The organism is Pseudomonas sp., from assembly GCF_030147005.1.
Classification (GTDB): domain Bacteria; phylum Pseudomonadota; class Gammaproteobacteria; order Pseudomonadales; family Pseudomonadaceae; genus Aquipseudomonas.
In genome coordinates, this window is sequence record NZ_JASLAW010000082.1 from 1 (window position 1) to 13659 (window position 13659).

Below are 13659 nucleotides of genomic sequence, written 5' to 3' on the forward strand. Positions count from 1 at the left end.
AAAGCTAATTAACCAACAAACCGTACACAGGTTATCCACAGATGCTCAAACTTCCGGCGTCTCTACCACTACCGGCTCCGGCGGTAACGAACCCATGGCCCGTTGCTGCGCTTCGTTCCATGCAGCGGCGCGGTCGTTCAGCGCGGCAATGGCGCGTGGGCCTTCGCCCTGTGCATACATTGGCTCGCCGATCACCACAGTAATGGTGCCTGGGCGCTTGGCCCAGCCGGTCTTGGGCCAGAACTTGCCGGCGTTATGCGCAATCGGCAACACCGGCAGGTTGGCGTTGACCGCCAATGCCGTACCCCCTCGCGAGAACTTGCCCACGGTGCCGTAAGGCACACGTGTACCTTCCGGAAAGATCAGCACCCAAACGCCATCCTTGAGCAACTCGTCGCCCTTCTTTGCGACATGCTTGAGCGCTGCCTTGGGATTGTCACGGTCGATCGCAATCGGGCGCAGCATCGCCATGGCCCAGCCAAAGAACGGCACGTACAGCAACTCACGCTTGAGTACTTGGCTCAGGGGCGAGAAGTACGCCGAGAGAAAGAACGTTTCCCAGGTGCTCTGGTGGTTCGACAGAATCACGCAGGGCTGGTCGGGGACGTTTTCAGCACCTTTGATCTCGAAGCGGATGCCCAGGAAAACCTTGGACAGCCACAACGCGCAGCGGCACCAATACACATTGATAAAACGATAGCGCGCCTTGAACGGCAGGAAAGGTGCAATAAAAAAGCTCAGGGTGCACCAGAGAAACGAACTGGTGCCCAGCAGCAGGTAAAAGAAAAAGGTTCTGATGGCCTGCAAGATCGACATGGCGGCATTTACCGTTGCGGGACACGGCCCGCCTGTTAAAAGCGCACTCCCGAACATCCTTGGTCAGGAAGTCGAGGGCGGCTAGTTGTTGATAAGTTCTGCGGCAACCGCCGCCAGATCGTCAAAAATCAAAGTGCCTACCGGCAGGTTTTTCACCTGGGTCTTTTCGCCTTTCCCGGTCTTTACCAAAACTGGCTGAGAGTCGACGGCTTTGGCCGCCTCCAGGTCACCGAGACTGTCCCCGACGAACCATATCCCAGCCAAAGGCACCTTGTAATGTTCTGCAATGGTTTTCAACATCCCAGGCTTGGGTTTGCGGCAAGCGCAGCCCTCATCCGGCCCATGGGGGCAGTACACCACCAGCCCCAGCTCACCGCCCTGCTCCGCCACCAGCGTGCGCAAGCGCGCGTGCATGGCGTCCAGGGTGGCAATGTCGTAATAACCACGGGCGATGCCGGACTGGTTCGTGGCAATTGCCACTGTCCAGCCGGCTTTGCTCAACTGCGCGATGGCCTCGATCGAACCGGGCAATGGAATCCATTCCGCCACCGACTTGATGTAAGCGTCGGAGTCGTAATTGATCACCCCGTCCCGATCGAGAATCAGCAGTTTCAACATGATCAGCCCAGTACGGAAATGTCAGCGATATTGATGAACAGGCCACGCAAACGCGCGAGCATGGCGTAGCGGTTTTTCCGCACGCCGGCATCGTCGGCATTGATCATCACCGCTTCGAAGAACGCATCCACCGGCTCCCGCAACGACGCCAGGCGCGCCAACGCTTCAGCGTAGTTACGCTCGGCGATCAGCGGCTTCACGGCGTTTTCGGCCTTGGCGATGGCCGAGTTCAGCGAGAACTCCTTGGCATCGGCAAACAGGCCTGGGTCCACTTCGGCAGTGCCGAGGTTATCGGCCTTGCTCAACAGGTTCGATACGCGTTTGTTCACGGCGGCCAATGCATCGGCTTCCGGCAACTTGCGGAACGCCTGCACGGCTTGCACACGTTGGTCGAAGTCCAACGCCGAACCCGGTTGCAGGGCACGAACCGACAGGTAGACGGAAACGTCCACGCCTTCGTCTTCGTAACGCGCACGCAAGCGGTCGAACACGAACTCCAGCACTTGCTCGGCCAGGCCGGCTTGCTTGACCTTGGTACCGAATTGACCGACCGCAAACACCACGGCCTGGGTCAGGTCGAGGTCCAGCTTCTTGTCGATCAGGATACGCAGCACGCCCAGGGCCGCACGGCGCAGGGCATACGGGTCTTTGCTGCCGGTGGGCAGCATGCCGATACCGAAGATGCCAACCAGCGTGTCCAGCTTGTCGGCGATAGCCACCGCCGCACCGGTCAGGGTGCTTGGCAGCTCGGCACCGGCGCCCCGTGGCATGTACTGCTCGTTCAGCGCCAGGGCCACATCGTCGGGTTCGCCATCGTTGAGGGCGTAGTAGTAACCGGCCACGCCCTGCATCTCAGGGAACTCACCGACCATCTCGGTCGCCAGATCGCACTTGGACAGCAGGCCTGCACGCGCAGCCCAGCCGGCGTCGCCGCCAATGCGTGGCGCAATGTAAGCGGCCAGCTTGGAAACGCGCACAGCCTTGTCGTAGACGCTGCCGAGTTTTTCCTGGAACACCACGTTTTGCAGGCGCAGGTTGAAGTCTTCGAGCTTCTGCTTCTTGTCTTGCTTGAAGAAGAACTCGGCGTCGGTCAGGCGCGGGCGCACGACTTTCTCGTTACCGGCGATGATCTGTTGCGGGTCTTTGCTTTCGATGTTGGCCACGGTGATAAAGCGCGGCAGCAACTTGCCGTCCACGTCCAGCAGGCAGAAGTACTTCTGGTTGTCCTGCATGGTGGTGATCAGCGCTTCTTGCGGCACATCGAGGAAGCGTTCTTCGAACGAGCACACCAGCGGCACCGGCCATTCAACCAGGGCGGTCACTTCGTCGAGCAGGCTTGGCGGCACGATGGCGGTGCCTTCCTGCAGGCGGGCCAGTTCTTCGGTGCGCTTGCTGATCAGCTCGCGGCGCTCATTGGCATCGGCCAGAACGTAGGCGGCGCGCAGGTCATTCAGGTAGTTGGCCGGCGAGGTGATGCGCACGCTTTCAGGATGGTGGAAGCGGTGACCACGGGAGTCACGGCCGGCCTTCTGGGCGAGGATGGTGCAATCGATGACCTGGTCACCGAGCAGCATCACCAGCCATTGGGTTGGGCGTACGAACTCTTCCTTGCGCGCACCCCAGCGCATGCGTTTGGGGATCGGCAGGTCGTTCAGGGAATCTTCGACGATGGTCGGCAACAGGCTGGCCGTCGGCTTGCCGGTGATGACCTGGCTGAACCGCAGTTTCGGACCGCTCTGGTCGATTTCGCTCAGCTCAACGCCGCACTTTTTGGCAAAGCCCAATGCCGCCTGAGTCGGGTTGCCTTCGGCGTCAAATGCGGCCTGACGCGGCGGGCCGTCGAGGTTGATGTTGCGGTCCGGCTGCTGGGTTTGCAGCGCGGTGAGCAGCACCGCCAGGCGGCGCGGCGCGGCGTAGACTTTCTTCGCTTCGAATGCCAACCCGGCGCTGTGCAGGCCTTTTTCAATACCGGCCAGGAATGCATCAGCCAGGGTGTTCAGTGCCTTGGGTGGCAACTCTTCGGTGCCCAGTTCAACCAGGAAATCTTGAGCACTCATTGTGCAGCCTCCAGCTTAGCCAACACTTCATCACGCAGGTCCGGGGTTGCCATCGGGAAGCCCAGCTTGGCGCGTGCCAGCAGGTAGGCTTGAGCGACGGAACGCGCCAGGGTGCGTACACGCAGGATGTATTGCTGGCGCGCGGTGACCGAGATGGCACGGCGTGCATCCAGCAGGTTGAAGGTATGGGAGGCCTTCAACACCATTTCATAGCTCGGCAACGGCAGCGGCTGGTCGAGTTCGATCAGGCGCTTGGCTTCGCTTTCATAGAAATCGAACAGTTCGAACAGCTTGTCGACGTTGGCGTGTTCGAAGTTGTAAGTGGATTGCTCCACTTCGTTCTGGTGGAACACGTCGCCGTAGGTAACTTTGCCGAACGGGCCGTCAGCCCACACCAGGTCATAGACCGAGTCCACACCTTGCAGGTACATGGCCAGGCGCTCGAGGCCGTAGGTGATTTCGCCGGTGACCGGGTAGCACTCGATGCCGCCGGCTTGCTGGAAGTAAGTGAATTGAGTCACTTCCATGCCGTTGAGCCAGACTTCCCAGCCCAGGCCCCAGGCGCCAAGGGTCGGCGATTCCCAGTTGTCTTCGACGAAACGGATGTCGTGTACCAATGGGTCCAGGCCGACATGTTTAAGCGAGCCCAGGTACAGTTCCTGGAAGTTGTCCGGGTTGGGCTTCAATACCACCTGGAACTGGTAGTAGTGCTGCAGACGGTTCGGGTTTTCGCCGTAGCGGCCGTCAGTCGGGCGACGACTGGGCTGCACATAAGCGGCGTTCCAGGTTTCGGGGCCGATGGCCCGCAGGAATGTAGCGGTGTGGAAAGTGCCGGCGCCTACTTCCATATCGTAGGGCTGAAGTACCACACAACCTTGCTCGGCCCAGTATTGCTGGAGGGCGAGGATCAAGTCTTGGAAGGTACGCACGGCTGGCGTAGGCTGGCTCACGAAATTCACCTGTTACTTGGGCTGCGATTTAAAGAGCGGGAGTATACCCGATTCGGCCCCGCCACCACTCTCTGGAGCCTTATGCCACGCTGCTTTTGGTGTTCTGAAGATCCGCTGTACATGGCTTATCACGATCAGGAGTGGGGAACGCCGCTGCGCGATGCGCAGGGTTTGTTCGAGTTGCTTTTGCTCGAAGGGTTCCAGGCGGGCTTGTCCTGGATCACCGTTTTACGCAAACGCGAGCATTACCGGAAGGTGCTGTTCGGCTTTGATGCGCCGCGTCTGGCGAAGCTGACCGACGCTGAAATCGAAGCGCTGATGCAGGACCCAGGCATCGTGCGTAACCGCCTGAAGCTCAACGCCACACGCCGCAACGCCGCCGCCTGGCTGGCGCTGGAGGACCCTGTCGGTTTGCTCTGGTCGTTTGTCGGCGGCAAGCCCAAGGTCAATCACTTCAAGGATCGCAGCGAAGTCCCGGCGATTACGCCCGAGGCCGAAGCCATGAGCAAAGCCTTGAAAAAAGCCGGTTTCACCTTTGTCGGGCCGACCATCTGCTACGCGTTCATGCAGGCCTCGGGCATGGTCATGGACCACACTCAGGACTGCGACCGTTACGCGGACCTGGTCAACGCCGGTTAGAATGCGCGCTTTGCGTACCACACACGATCAGGAGTGACCTGTGGAAAAGTTTAAAGGCGCCTTGCTGGTAGGCGCTCTTCGGTTGTTTGCCCTGCTGCCCTGGCGCGCTGTACAAGCCGTCGGCACCGGCATCGGCTGGATCATGTGGAAAACCCCCAACCGCTCCCGCGACACCGTGCGGATCAACCTGGCCAAATGCTTCCCGGACATGGACCCGGTCGAGCGCGAGCGCCTGGTGGGCCGCAGCCTGATGGATATCGGCAAGTCACTGACCGAAAGCGCCTGCGCCTGGATCTGGCCGGCCCAGCGTTCCATCGACCTGGTGCGCGAAGTCGAAGGGCTGGAGGTGCTGCACGAGGCTTTGGCGTCGGGTAAAGGCGTGGTGGGTATCACCAGCCACCTGGGCAACTGGGAAGTGCTGAACCATTTCTATTGCAGCCAGTGCAAACCGATCATTTTCTATCGCCCGCCCAAGCTCAAGGCCGTCGATGAGTTGTTGCGCAAGCAACGCGTGCAACTGGGCAACCGCGTGGCGGCGTCCACCAAGGAAGGCATTCTCAGCGTGATCAAGGAAGTGCGCAAAGGCGGCCAGGTGGGTATCCCTGCCGACCCTGAGCCGGCTGAATCCGCCGGGATTTTCGTGCCGTTCTTCGCGACCCAGGCGCTGACCAGCAAGTTCGTGCCGAACATGCTCGCGGGCCACAAGGCGGTGGGCGTGTTCCTGCATGCCCTGCGCTTGCCGGACGGCTCGGGCTACAAGGTGATCCTGGAAGCGGCTCCGGAAGACATGTACAGCACCGATACCGCCACGTCCTGCGCTGCGATGAGCAAAGTGGTGGAGCGGTATGTCGGCGCCTACCCGAGCCAGTACATGTGGAGCATGAAGCGCTTCAAGAAACGCCCGCCGGGCGAGGCGCGGTGGTACTGATTCATTCTTTTTCGAGAGTTATGCACAACCAATGGGGAGCGGGCTTGCTCGCGAAGGCGGTATATCAGTTTCACACCCAGTGACTGACATTGCGCCTTCGCGAGCAAGCCCGCTTCCACATGTTTGATCTACATTCAGGCATGGCGGTCGAGTTTTTTCAGGAACACCTTCAGGCCTGGCGGTCGAGTTTTTTCAGGAACACCTTCAGGCCTGGCGGTCGAGTTTGTTCAGAAACACCTTCAGGCCTGGCGGCCGAGTTTCTTCAGAAACACCGTCATCTCTTTTTCAGCCTGCTTGTCGCCGTGGGCCTGGGCCGCTGCGATGCCCATCTCCCACGCCTGCCGCGCTGCTGCAGCATCTCCCAGCCCTTGCTGCGCTTTGCCCAATAATTTCCACGCCGCCGAATACTTCGGGTCGAACTCGACGCATTTGTGCAAATGCTCCGCTGCCTTGGCGTGGTCCTTCAAGTCCAGATAGCCCTTGCCCAAGCCGAAGCGCAGCAGCGAGTTGTCCACACCCTTGGCCAACATCTTTTCCAGAGACTCCAGCATTGCTTCACTCCTTGATCAGAAAAAGCTCAAGCCCACGTGGAACAGTTTCTCCACATCGCGGATATGTTTCTTGTCCACCAGGAACAGGATCACATGGTCACCGGTGGCGATTACCGTGTCGTCGTGGGCAATGATCACTTCTTCATCGCGAATGATTGCGCCAATGGTCGTGCCCGGTGGCAAGCCGATATCGCGGATGGCCTTGCCGATCACTTTGCTCGACTTCGAGTCACCATGGGCAATTGCCTCAATGGCTTCTGCCGCGCCCCGGCGCAGGGAGTGCACGCTGACGATATCGCCACGGCGTACGTGAGCGAGCAACGTGCCGATGGTGGCCAATTGGGGGCTGATGGCGATGTCGATATCGCCGCCCTGAATCAGATCGACATAGGCCGGGTTGTTGATAATGGTCATTACCTTCTTCGCCCCCAGTCGCTTGGCCAGCAGCGAGGACATGATGTTGGCCTCGTCATCGTTGGTCAGCGCCAGGAAGATATCGGCGTCGGCGATGTTTTCTTCCATCAGCAGGTCGCGGTCGGAGGCACTGCCCTGCAACACCACGGTGCTGTCGAGCGTGTCGGACAAATGCCGGCAGCGCGTGGGGCTCATCTCGATGATCTTCACCTGGTAGCGGCTTTCGATGGCCTCCGCCAAGCGCTCACCGATCTGCCCGCCGCCAGCGATAACGATGCGTTTATAGGTCTCGTCGAGCCGGCGCATTTCGCTCATGACCGCGCGAATATTTGCCTTGGCCGCGATGAAAAATACTTCGTCATCGGCTTCGATCACCGTGTCGCCCTGGGGCAGGATCGGCCGGTCACGCCGGAAAATGGCGGCGACGCGGGTTTCCACATTCGGCATGTGTTCGCGCAGCTGGCGCAATTGCTGGCCCACCAGCGGCCCGCCGTAGTAGGCCTTCACCGCAACCAGTTGCGCCTTGCCTTCGGCGAAGTCGATCACCTGCAAGGCACCCGGAATTTCGATCAGGCGCTTGATGTAGTGGGTTACAACCTGTTCCGGGCTGATCAGCACGTCCACCGGAATGGCGTCGTTATCGAACAGGCCGGCGCGGGTCAGGTAGGCCGCTTCGCGGACACGGGCGATTTTGGTCGGGGTGTGGAACAACGTGTGGGCGACCTGGCAGGCGACCATGTTGGTCTCGTCGCTGTTGGTGACCGCGACCAGCATGTCGGCATCGTCGGCACCGGCTTGACGCAGCACGGTCGGGAACGACGCACGACCTTGTACCGTGCGGATGTCCAGGCGGTCGCCCAGATTGCGCAGGCGCTCGGCATCGGTGTCGACCACGGTGATGTCGTTGGCTTCACTGGCCAAATGTTCAGCCAGCGTGCCACCGACCTGCCCTGCTCCAAGGATGATGATTTTCATCCGGTCACTCCCTTAAAACCATTCAGCCGCGCGCGGCGGCGATCTTGATCAGTTTGGCGTAGTAGAAGCCATCGTGCCCGCCTTCCTGCGCGAGCAGTTGGCGACCGTGCAGTTGCTTGATGCCGGCCGTGGTCGCGAGGTCCAGTTCCCGTGCGCCGCTGGTGCGGGCGAGGAAGGCTTCAATGACGTCGGTATTCTCGGTGGGCAAGGTGGAACAGGTGGCGTAAAGCAGAATGCCGCCGACTTCCAGGGTCGGCCACAGCGCATCGAGCAGTTCGCCTTGCAAGGCGGCCAGGGCAACGATGTCGTCGGGTTGGCGGGTCAGCTTGATATCCGGATGACGACGGATCACGCCGGTGGCCGAACACGGCGCATCCAGCAGGATGCGCTGGAACGGTTTGCCATCCCACCAGGTGGCGGTGTCGCGGCCGTCGGCGGCGATCAATTCGGCGCTCAAACCCAGGCGTGCAAGGTTCTCGCGTACGCGCACCAGACGCTTGGCTTCCAGGTCGACGGCGACCACACCGCCCAGGTCCTTTTCGACTTCCAGGATGTGACAAGTCTTACCGCCCGGAGCGCAGCAGGCGTCCAATACGCGCTGGCCGGGCGCCAGGTCGAGCAGGTCGGCGGCCAGTTGCGCGGCTTCGTCCTGCACGCTGATCCAACCGTCGGCAAAGCCCGGCAGGCTGCGCACGTCTGCGGCGGCTTCAAGCACGATGCCGTCGATGCTGTACACGCACGGCGCCGCGTTGATGCCGGCCTCGCTGAGCAATTGCAGGTAAGCGTCGCGGCTGTGATGGCGACGATTGACCCGCAGGATCATCGGCGGATGCGCATTGTTCGCCGCGCAGATCGCTTCCCATTGCTGCGGCCAGAAGGCTTTCAGGGCTTTTTGCAGCCAGCGCGGATGGGCGGTGCGCACCACCGGGTCATGTTCCAGCTCGGCCAGCAGCGCTTCGCTTTCGCGCTGGGCGCGGCGCAGCACGGCATTGAGCAAGGCTTTGGCCCAGGGTTTTTTCAGCTTGTCGGCGCAACCCACCGTCTCACCGATGGCGGCGTGGGCCGGTACGCGGGTGTAGAGCAATTGATAGAGGCCGACCAGCAGCAACGCTTCAACATCGGCATCGGCCGCTTTGAAAGGTTTCTGCAGCAGCTTGGCCGCCAACGCCGACAACCTTGGCTGCCAACGCGCGGTGCCAAAGGCCAGGTCTTGAGTGAAACCGCGATCGCGGTCTTCGACCTTGTCCAACTGGACAGGCAGCGAACTGTTCAGCGAAGCCTTGCCGCTGAGTACGGCGGCGAGTGCCTTGGCGGCGGCCAGACGTGGGTTCATTGAGCGGTCACCCCAAGGATCGTGCCCGGGGCGAATTTCTCACGGCGGCTGTTGAACAAATCGCTGAAGTTCAGCGCCTTGCCACCGGGCAATTGCAGACGTGTCAGGCACAACGCCTGTTCACCGCAGGCGACCAACAGGCCGTCCTTGCTGGCACCGATGATTTCTCCGGGCGCGCCGTTACCATCGGCCAGGGTGGCAGTCAGTACTTTCAAGGCTTCGCCGTTGAGTGTGCTGTGGCAGATGGGCCATGGGTTGAACGCGCGCACGAGGCGCTCCAGCTCTACGGCGGGGCGGTTCCAGTCGATGCGGGCTTCGTCTTTGTTCAGTTTGTGGGCGTAAGTGGCCAGGCTGTCGTCCTGCTCTTCACCTTGCAGGGTGCCGGCAGCGAGACCGGCGATGGCCTGGATGACGGCGGGCGGGCCCATTTCAGCGAGGCGGTCGTGCAGGCTGCCGCCGGTGTCTTGCGCGGTGATCGGGGTCGTGACTTTGAGCAGCATCGGGCCGGTGTCCAGCCCAGCTTCCATGCGCATGACGGTTACGCCGCTTTCGCTGTCGCCTGCTTGCACCGCGCGCTGTATCGGCGCCGCTCCGCGCCAGCGTGGCAGCAACGAAGCGTGGCTGTTGATGCAGCCCAGGCGCGGGATATCGAGTACGGCCTGGGGCAGGATCAAGCCGTAAGCGACCACCACCAGCAGGTCCGGCTTCAGTGCAGCCAGTTCGGCCTGGGCATCGGCGTTGCGCAGGGTGGGTGGCTGCAGCACGGCGATAGAGTGCTCGAGCGCCAGTTGCTTGACCGGGCTGGGCATCAGTTTTTGCCCGCGCCCGGCCGGGCGATCCGGCTGGGTGTACACCGCGACGATTTCATAAGGGCTGGCAAGCAGCGCTTTGAGGTGTTCGGCGGCAAATTCGGGTGTACCGGCAAAAACAATGCGCAGTGGCTCGGTCATCGGAGTTCTCGGTTAAAAGCAGTCACAAAAGAAAAAGGCTTGCCGCAGCAAGCCTTTGGAAGAAGGGCATCAAGCTTGCTGGCGATGCTTTTTTTCCAGCTTCTTCTTGATCCGGTCACGTTTGAGCGTGGACAGGTAATCGACAAACAGCTTGCCGTTGAGGTGGTCGCACTCATGCTGGATGCACACCGCCAACAGGCCTTCGGCAATCAGCTCGAACGGTTTGCCGTCGCGGTCCAGAGCCCTGATTTTCACGCGCAGCGGGCGTTCGACGTTCTCGTAGAACTCCGGCACCGAGAGGCAACCTTCCTGGTATTCGCCCATCTCGTCGGTCAGCGGTTCGAACTCGGGGTTGATGTAAACCCTCGGTTCGCTGCGGTCTTCGGACAGGTCCATGACCACGACGCGCAAATGTACGTTGACCTGGGTCGCGGCGAGGCCGATGCCCGGGGCTTCATACATTGTTTCAAACATGTCATCGACCAACTGACGAACCTTGTCGTCCACTACGGCCACCGGCTTGGCGATCGTGCGCAGGCGCGAGTCGGGAAATTCGAGGATGTTCAAAATAGCCATAAGCGTAATTGCTGCACATGTGAGGTAGAGGCAAATCGGCGGTGGGATGGACCCAGGCAGCCGGTGTGAAACGGTCGAAAGCCGCGAAGGCTATGGCGTTTCACGCGAACGCACATAATAAAGGAGATTGACCCCATGAGGAAATCGCTACTCGTCTTGCTGCTATGGGCCCCCTTCGCCATGGCGCTGATTCCACCGCCCGGCCAGCGCCTGGACCCCATCACACAAAAGGCCATACAGGGCTTTTTACTGCATAACCGCCTACTCGATTCGCCCCACGAGCTGGACAACGCGCCCTATATCGTCGCCGCCGATGCCGGACGCGTGCTGGGCGCCAACGGGGATCGTATCTACGCCAGAGGGCGCCTGGACCCCGCCCAGCCGAGCTATGGGATCTTCCGCCGGGGCAAGCTCTACACAGACCCCCATACCCAGGAACTGCTTGGAATCAACGCCGACGACATCGGCACCGCGCGCTTTTTGCTGGCCGATGACCTCACCACCCTGGCCGTGCAACGGGTCACTCAGGAAATCCGCCCAGGCGACCGTTTGCTTCGCGCTGCACCCGGCGTCGGCCTGGCCGACCTGAAAACCCCTGCATCCGCACCCTTCGTTGAAGGGCATATCATCGACATCCCCAAAGGCGTCACGCAGATCGGTGTGCTGGATGCGGTGACCTTGAACAAGGGACGCCGTGATGGCGTGGTCGAAGGCCAGTTGCTCACAGTAATCAAGGCCGGCGCGTCGGTGCGCGATCCGCTCAACCGTGCGTCGACGACGCTCCCGGATGTCCGCGCCGGCACCCTGCTGGTGTTTCGTACCTATGAAAAACTCAGTTACGCCCTGGTGCTAAGCGCGTCGCGGCCCCTTGGTGGTTATGGATCGTTTCGAGACGGCCGATCAAACGCAATAAATAGCCTGCTAAATAAGTTACCAACAGAGTTATCCACAGCTTGTTCCGGTCAAGGATGATCAGATGTCTTCGATAAACAGCAATGAAGTTTCCCCGGCAGAGCTTGAGGCCCGACTACGCTTGCACAGGCTTCCGGAACTGGGTCCCCAGCGTTTTCGCGTATTGATGGAGGCGTTCGGCTCTGCTTCGAAAGCCATCAGCGCACCTGCCAGTGCCTGGCGCTCTCTTGGGTTGCCGGCCGTCAGTGCCGATGCCCGGCGCAGTCCGGATATCCGCGATGGGGCCAGCGCGGCATTGGCATGGCTGGAGCGCCCCGGCCAGCATTTGCTGATGTGGGACCGGCCTGAGTACCCTGCCCTGCTCGCCCAGATTGATGATGCACCGCCGCTGTTATTCGTTGCCGGCGACCCGATGCTGCTGGAAAAGCCGCAGTTGGCCATGGTCGGTAGCCGTCGTGCTTCCCGCCCCGGCATGGACACTGCCGCCGCTTTTTCCCGCAGCCTGGCAAGCGCCGGTTTTGTCATCACCAGCGGCCTTGCGCTGGGTATCGATGGTGCGGCCCATCAGGCGGCTTTGGATGTGGGCGGTCATACCATCGGCGTGCTTGGCACCGGCCTGGAAAATTTTTATCCACAGCGCCATAAGAAGCTCGCCGCCGCCATGATCGCCCAGGGCAGCGCCGTCGTTTCCGAGTTTCCATTGGACGCTCCACCCCAGGCCGGTAATTTCCCACGGCGCAATCGCATTATCAGCGGTTTATCCCTGGGGGTTCTGGTGGTGGAAGCCAGCATGGCCAGCGGTTCGCTGATTACCGCACGGCTGGCGGCGGAACAGGGGCGCGAGGTGTACGCCATTCCAGGCTCCATCCATCATCCCGGGGCCAAGGGGTGTCATCAGTTGATCCGCGATGGCGCGGTGCTGGTGGAAACCATCGAGCACATTCTTGAAGGCTTGCGCGGCTGGCAGGCGTTGTCACGCCCGGCACCGGTGCCGGTCGTGCGCCCTCTGGTGGCCCTGCTGCATGCGGCTCCGCATACCAGCGAAGCCCTGGCGATTGCCAGCGACCGGCCGCTGTCCCAGGTGCTGGCGGCCCTTACCGAGTTGGAACTCGAGGGCCAGGTGACCTGCGAAAACGGGCGCTGGCTTGCGCGTTGCGAGCTGTTGTAGCTGGGTTTTGTAACGAAGATCGGTAAACTGCCCAAAGCTTTAGTTCGGAGAGTAAACAATGGTCAACAGGTGGCGTGTGCTGGAAGCTGCACGAGAAATTCGCGCAGGTGCGGTGATTGCCTATCCGACCGAAGCGGTCTGGGGCCTGGGCTGCGATCCGTGGAATGAAGAAGCGGTGGACCGTCTGCTGGCGATCAAGAATCGCTCGGTGGATAAGGGCCTGATCCTGGTGGCGGACAATATCCGCCAGTTCGACTTCCTGTTTGAAGACTTCCCCGACACCTGGATCGAGCGCATGGCCAGCACCTGGCCTGGGCCGAATACCTGGCTGGTGCCCCATCAGGACTTGCTGCCGGAATGGGTCACGGGTGTGCATGACACCGTGGCGCTGCGGGTCACTGACCACCCGTTGGTACGGGATTTGTGCGCCCAGGTCGGGCCGTTGATTTCCACCTCGGCCAACCCCCAGGGCCGCCCGGCCGCCCGTACACGGATTCGGGTGGAGCAGTATTTCCGCGGGCAAGTGGACCTGGTGTTGGGTGGCGCCCTGGGTGGGCGCAAGAACCCGAGCTTGATTCGTGATCTGGCGACCGGGGATGTGGTGCGACCGTCTTGAGACCGGGTCGCGCCGCATCGCGGGCAAGCCCGGCGTCCACATTTTGAATGTATTCACAGATCAAAGTGTGGGCGCCGGGCTTGCCCTAATGCCGGTCAGTTAAGCGCTAAAGCAGAAAAACCTGCGACCTGTGGCGAGGGAGCTTGCTCCCGTTGG

At 61.1% G+C, this 13659-nt stretch carries 13 protein-coding genes and 1 pseudogene; 5 read left to right on the plus strand and 9 right to left on the minus strand.

The genetic code is table 11. The annotated features are described in order from the left end of the window. Positions 1-45 precede the first annotated feature (45 nt). The 4 genes from Q1V60_RS07720 to glyQ form a co-directional block, all read right to left on the minus strand. Positions 46-816 (minus strand): lysophospholipid acyltransferase family protein, encoded by a 771-nt coding sequence (locus Q1V60_RS07720; protein WP_300628940.1) that lies wholly within the window; start codon positions 814-816, stop codon positions 46-48. Positions 817-897: 81 nt separating this feature from the next. Next, positions 898-1437, minus strand: coding sequence for a D-glycero-beta-D-manno-heptose 1,7-bisphosphate 7-phosphatase (gmhB, locus tag Q1V60_RS07725; RefSeq protein ID WP_300628963.1), 540 nt, complete (start codon positions 1435-1437; stop codon positions 898-900). Then, positions 1437-3491 (minus strand): glycine--tRNA ligase subunit beta, encoded by a 2055-nt coding sequence (gene glyS / locus Q1V60_RS07730; protein ID WP_300628942.1) that lies wholly within the window; start codon positions 3489-3491, stop codon positions 1437-1439. The genes gmhB and glyS overlap by 1 nt, the downstream gene beginning before the upstream one ends. Beyond that, on the minus strand, positions 3488-4441 hold the full coding sequence (gene glyQ / locus Q1V60_RS07735) for a glycine--tRNA ligase subunit alpha (RefSeq protein ID WP_003187265.1): 954 nt from the start codon (positions 4439-4441) through the stop codon (positions 3488-3490). Before glyQ ends, glyS begins: the two co-directional genes overlap by 4 nt. Before the next feature lie 81 nt (positions 4442-4522). Between glyQ and tag the strand changes: the two genes are divergently transcribed. Both tag and Q1V60_RS07745 read left to right on the plus strand, forming a co-directional pair. Further along, positions 4523-5080: a DNA-3-methyladenine glycosylase I gene (tag, locus tag Q1V60_RS07740; protein ID WP_300628945.1), complete on the plus strand. Its 558-nt coding sequence runs from the start codon at positions 4523-4525 to the stop codon at positions 5078-5080. Positions 5081-5120: 40 nt separating this feature from the next. Then, positions 5121-6008 carry a lysophospholipid acyltransferase gene (locus Q1V60_RS07745; RefSeq protein WP_300628948.1) on the plus strand — a complete coding sequence of 296 codons (888 nt, stop codon included), beginning with the start codon at positions 5121-5123 and terminating at the stop codon, positions 6006-6008. Between the two features lie 239 nt (positions 6009-6247). Here Q1V60_RS07745 and Q1V60_RS07750 read toward each other — a convergent pair whose 3' ends face one another. The 5 genes from Q1V60_RS07750 to def form a co-directional block, all read right to left on the minus strand. Then, positions 6248-6559 (minus strand): tetratricopeptide repeat protein, encoded by a 312-nt coding sequence (locus tag Q1V60_RS07750; protein ID WP_300628950.1) that lies wholly within the window; start codon positions 6557-6559, stop codon positions 6248-6250. A gap of 15 nt (positions 6560-6574) precedes the next feature. Then, positions 6575-7948, minus strand: a complete 1374-nt coding sequence (gene trkA / locus Q1V60_RS07755) for a Trk system potassium transporter TrkA (protein WP_300628952.1) — start codon at positions 7946-7948, stop codon at positions 6575-6577. 22 nt (positions 7949-7970) lie between these two features. Then, complete coding sequence (gene rsmB, locus Q1V60_RS07760) at positions 7971-9281, minus strand: 16S rRNA (cytosine(967)-C(5))-methyltransferase RsmB (RefSeq protein WP_300628955.1); 1311 nt, start codon at positions 9279-9281, stop codon at positions 7971-7973. After that, the gene (gene fmt / locus Q1V60_RS07765) at positions 9278-10231 is read right to left on the minus strand and encodes a methionyl-tRNA formyltransferase (RefSeq protein ID WP_300628956.1); all 954 of its coding nucleotides are present in this window, start codon (positions 10229-10231) and stop codon (positions 9278-9280) included. The genes rsmB and fmt overlap by 4 nt, the downstream gene beginning before the upstream one ends. 69 nt (positions 10232-10300) lie before the next feature. Further along, entirely contained in the window at positions 10301-10807 is a 507-nt protein-coding gene (gene def / locus Q1V60_RS07770) for a peptide deformylase (RefSeq protein ID WP_300628958.1), read from the minus strand. A 135-nt stretch (positions 10808-10942) separates the two neighbouring features. On the opposite strand from def, the pseudogene Q1V60_RS07775 reads away from it, so the two are divergent. From Q1V60_RS07775 to Q1V60_RS07785, 3 genes and pseudogenes are all read left to right on the plus strand, one after another. After that, positions 10943-11720: pseudogene (locus Q1V60_RS07775) on the plus strand (peptidoglycan-binding protein). Positions 11721-11783: 63 nt separating this feature from the next. Beyond that, positions 11784-12887, plus strand: coding sequence for a DNA-processing protein DprA (gene dprA / locus Q1V60_RS07780; RefSeq protein ID WP_300628959.1), 1104 nt, complete (start codon positions 11784-11786; stop codon positions 12885-12887). A gap of 58 nt (positions 12888-12945) precedes the next feature. Then, positions 12946-13503 (plus strand): L-threonylcarbamoyladenylate synthase, encoded by a 558-nt coding sequence (locus Q1V60_RS07785; protein ID WP_300628961.1) that lies wholly within the window; start codon positions 12946-12948, stop codon positions 13501-13503. Positions 13504-13659: the final 156 nt, after the last annotated feature.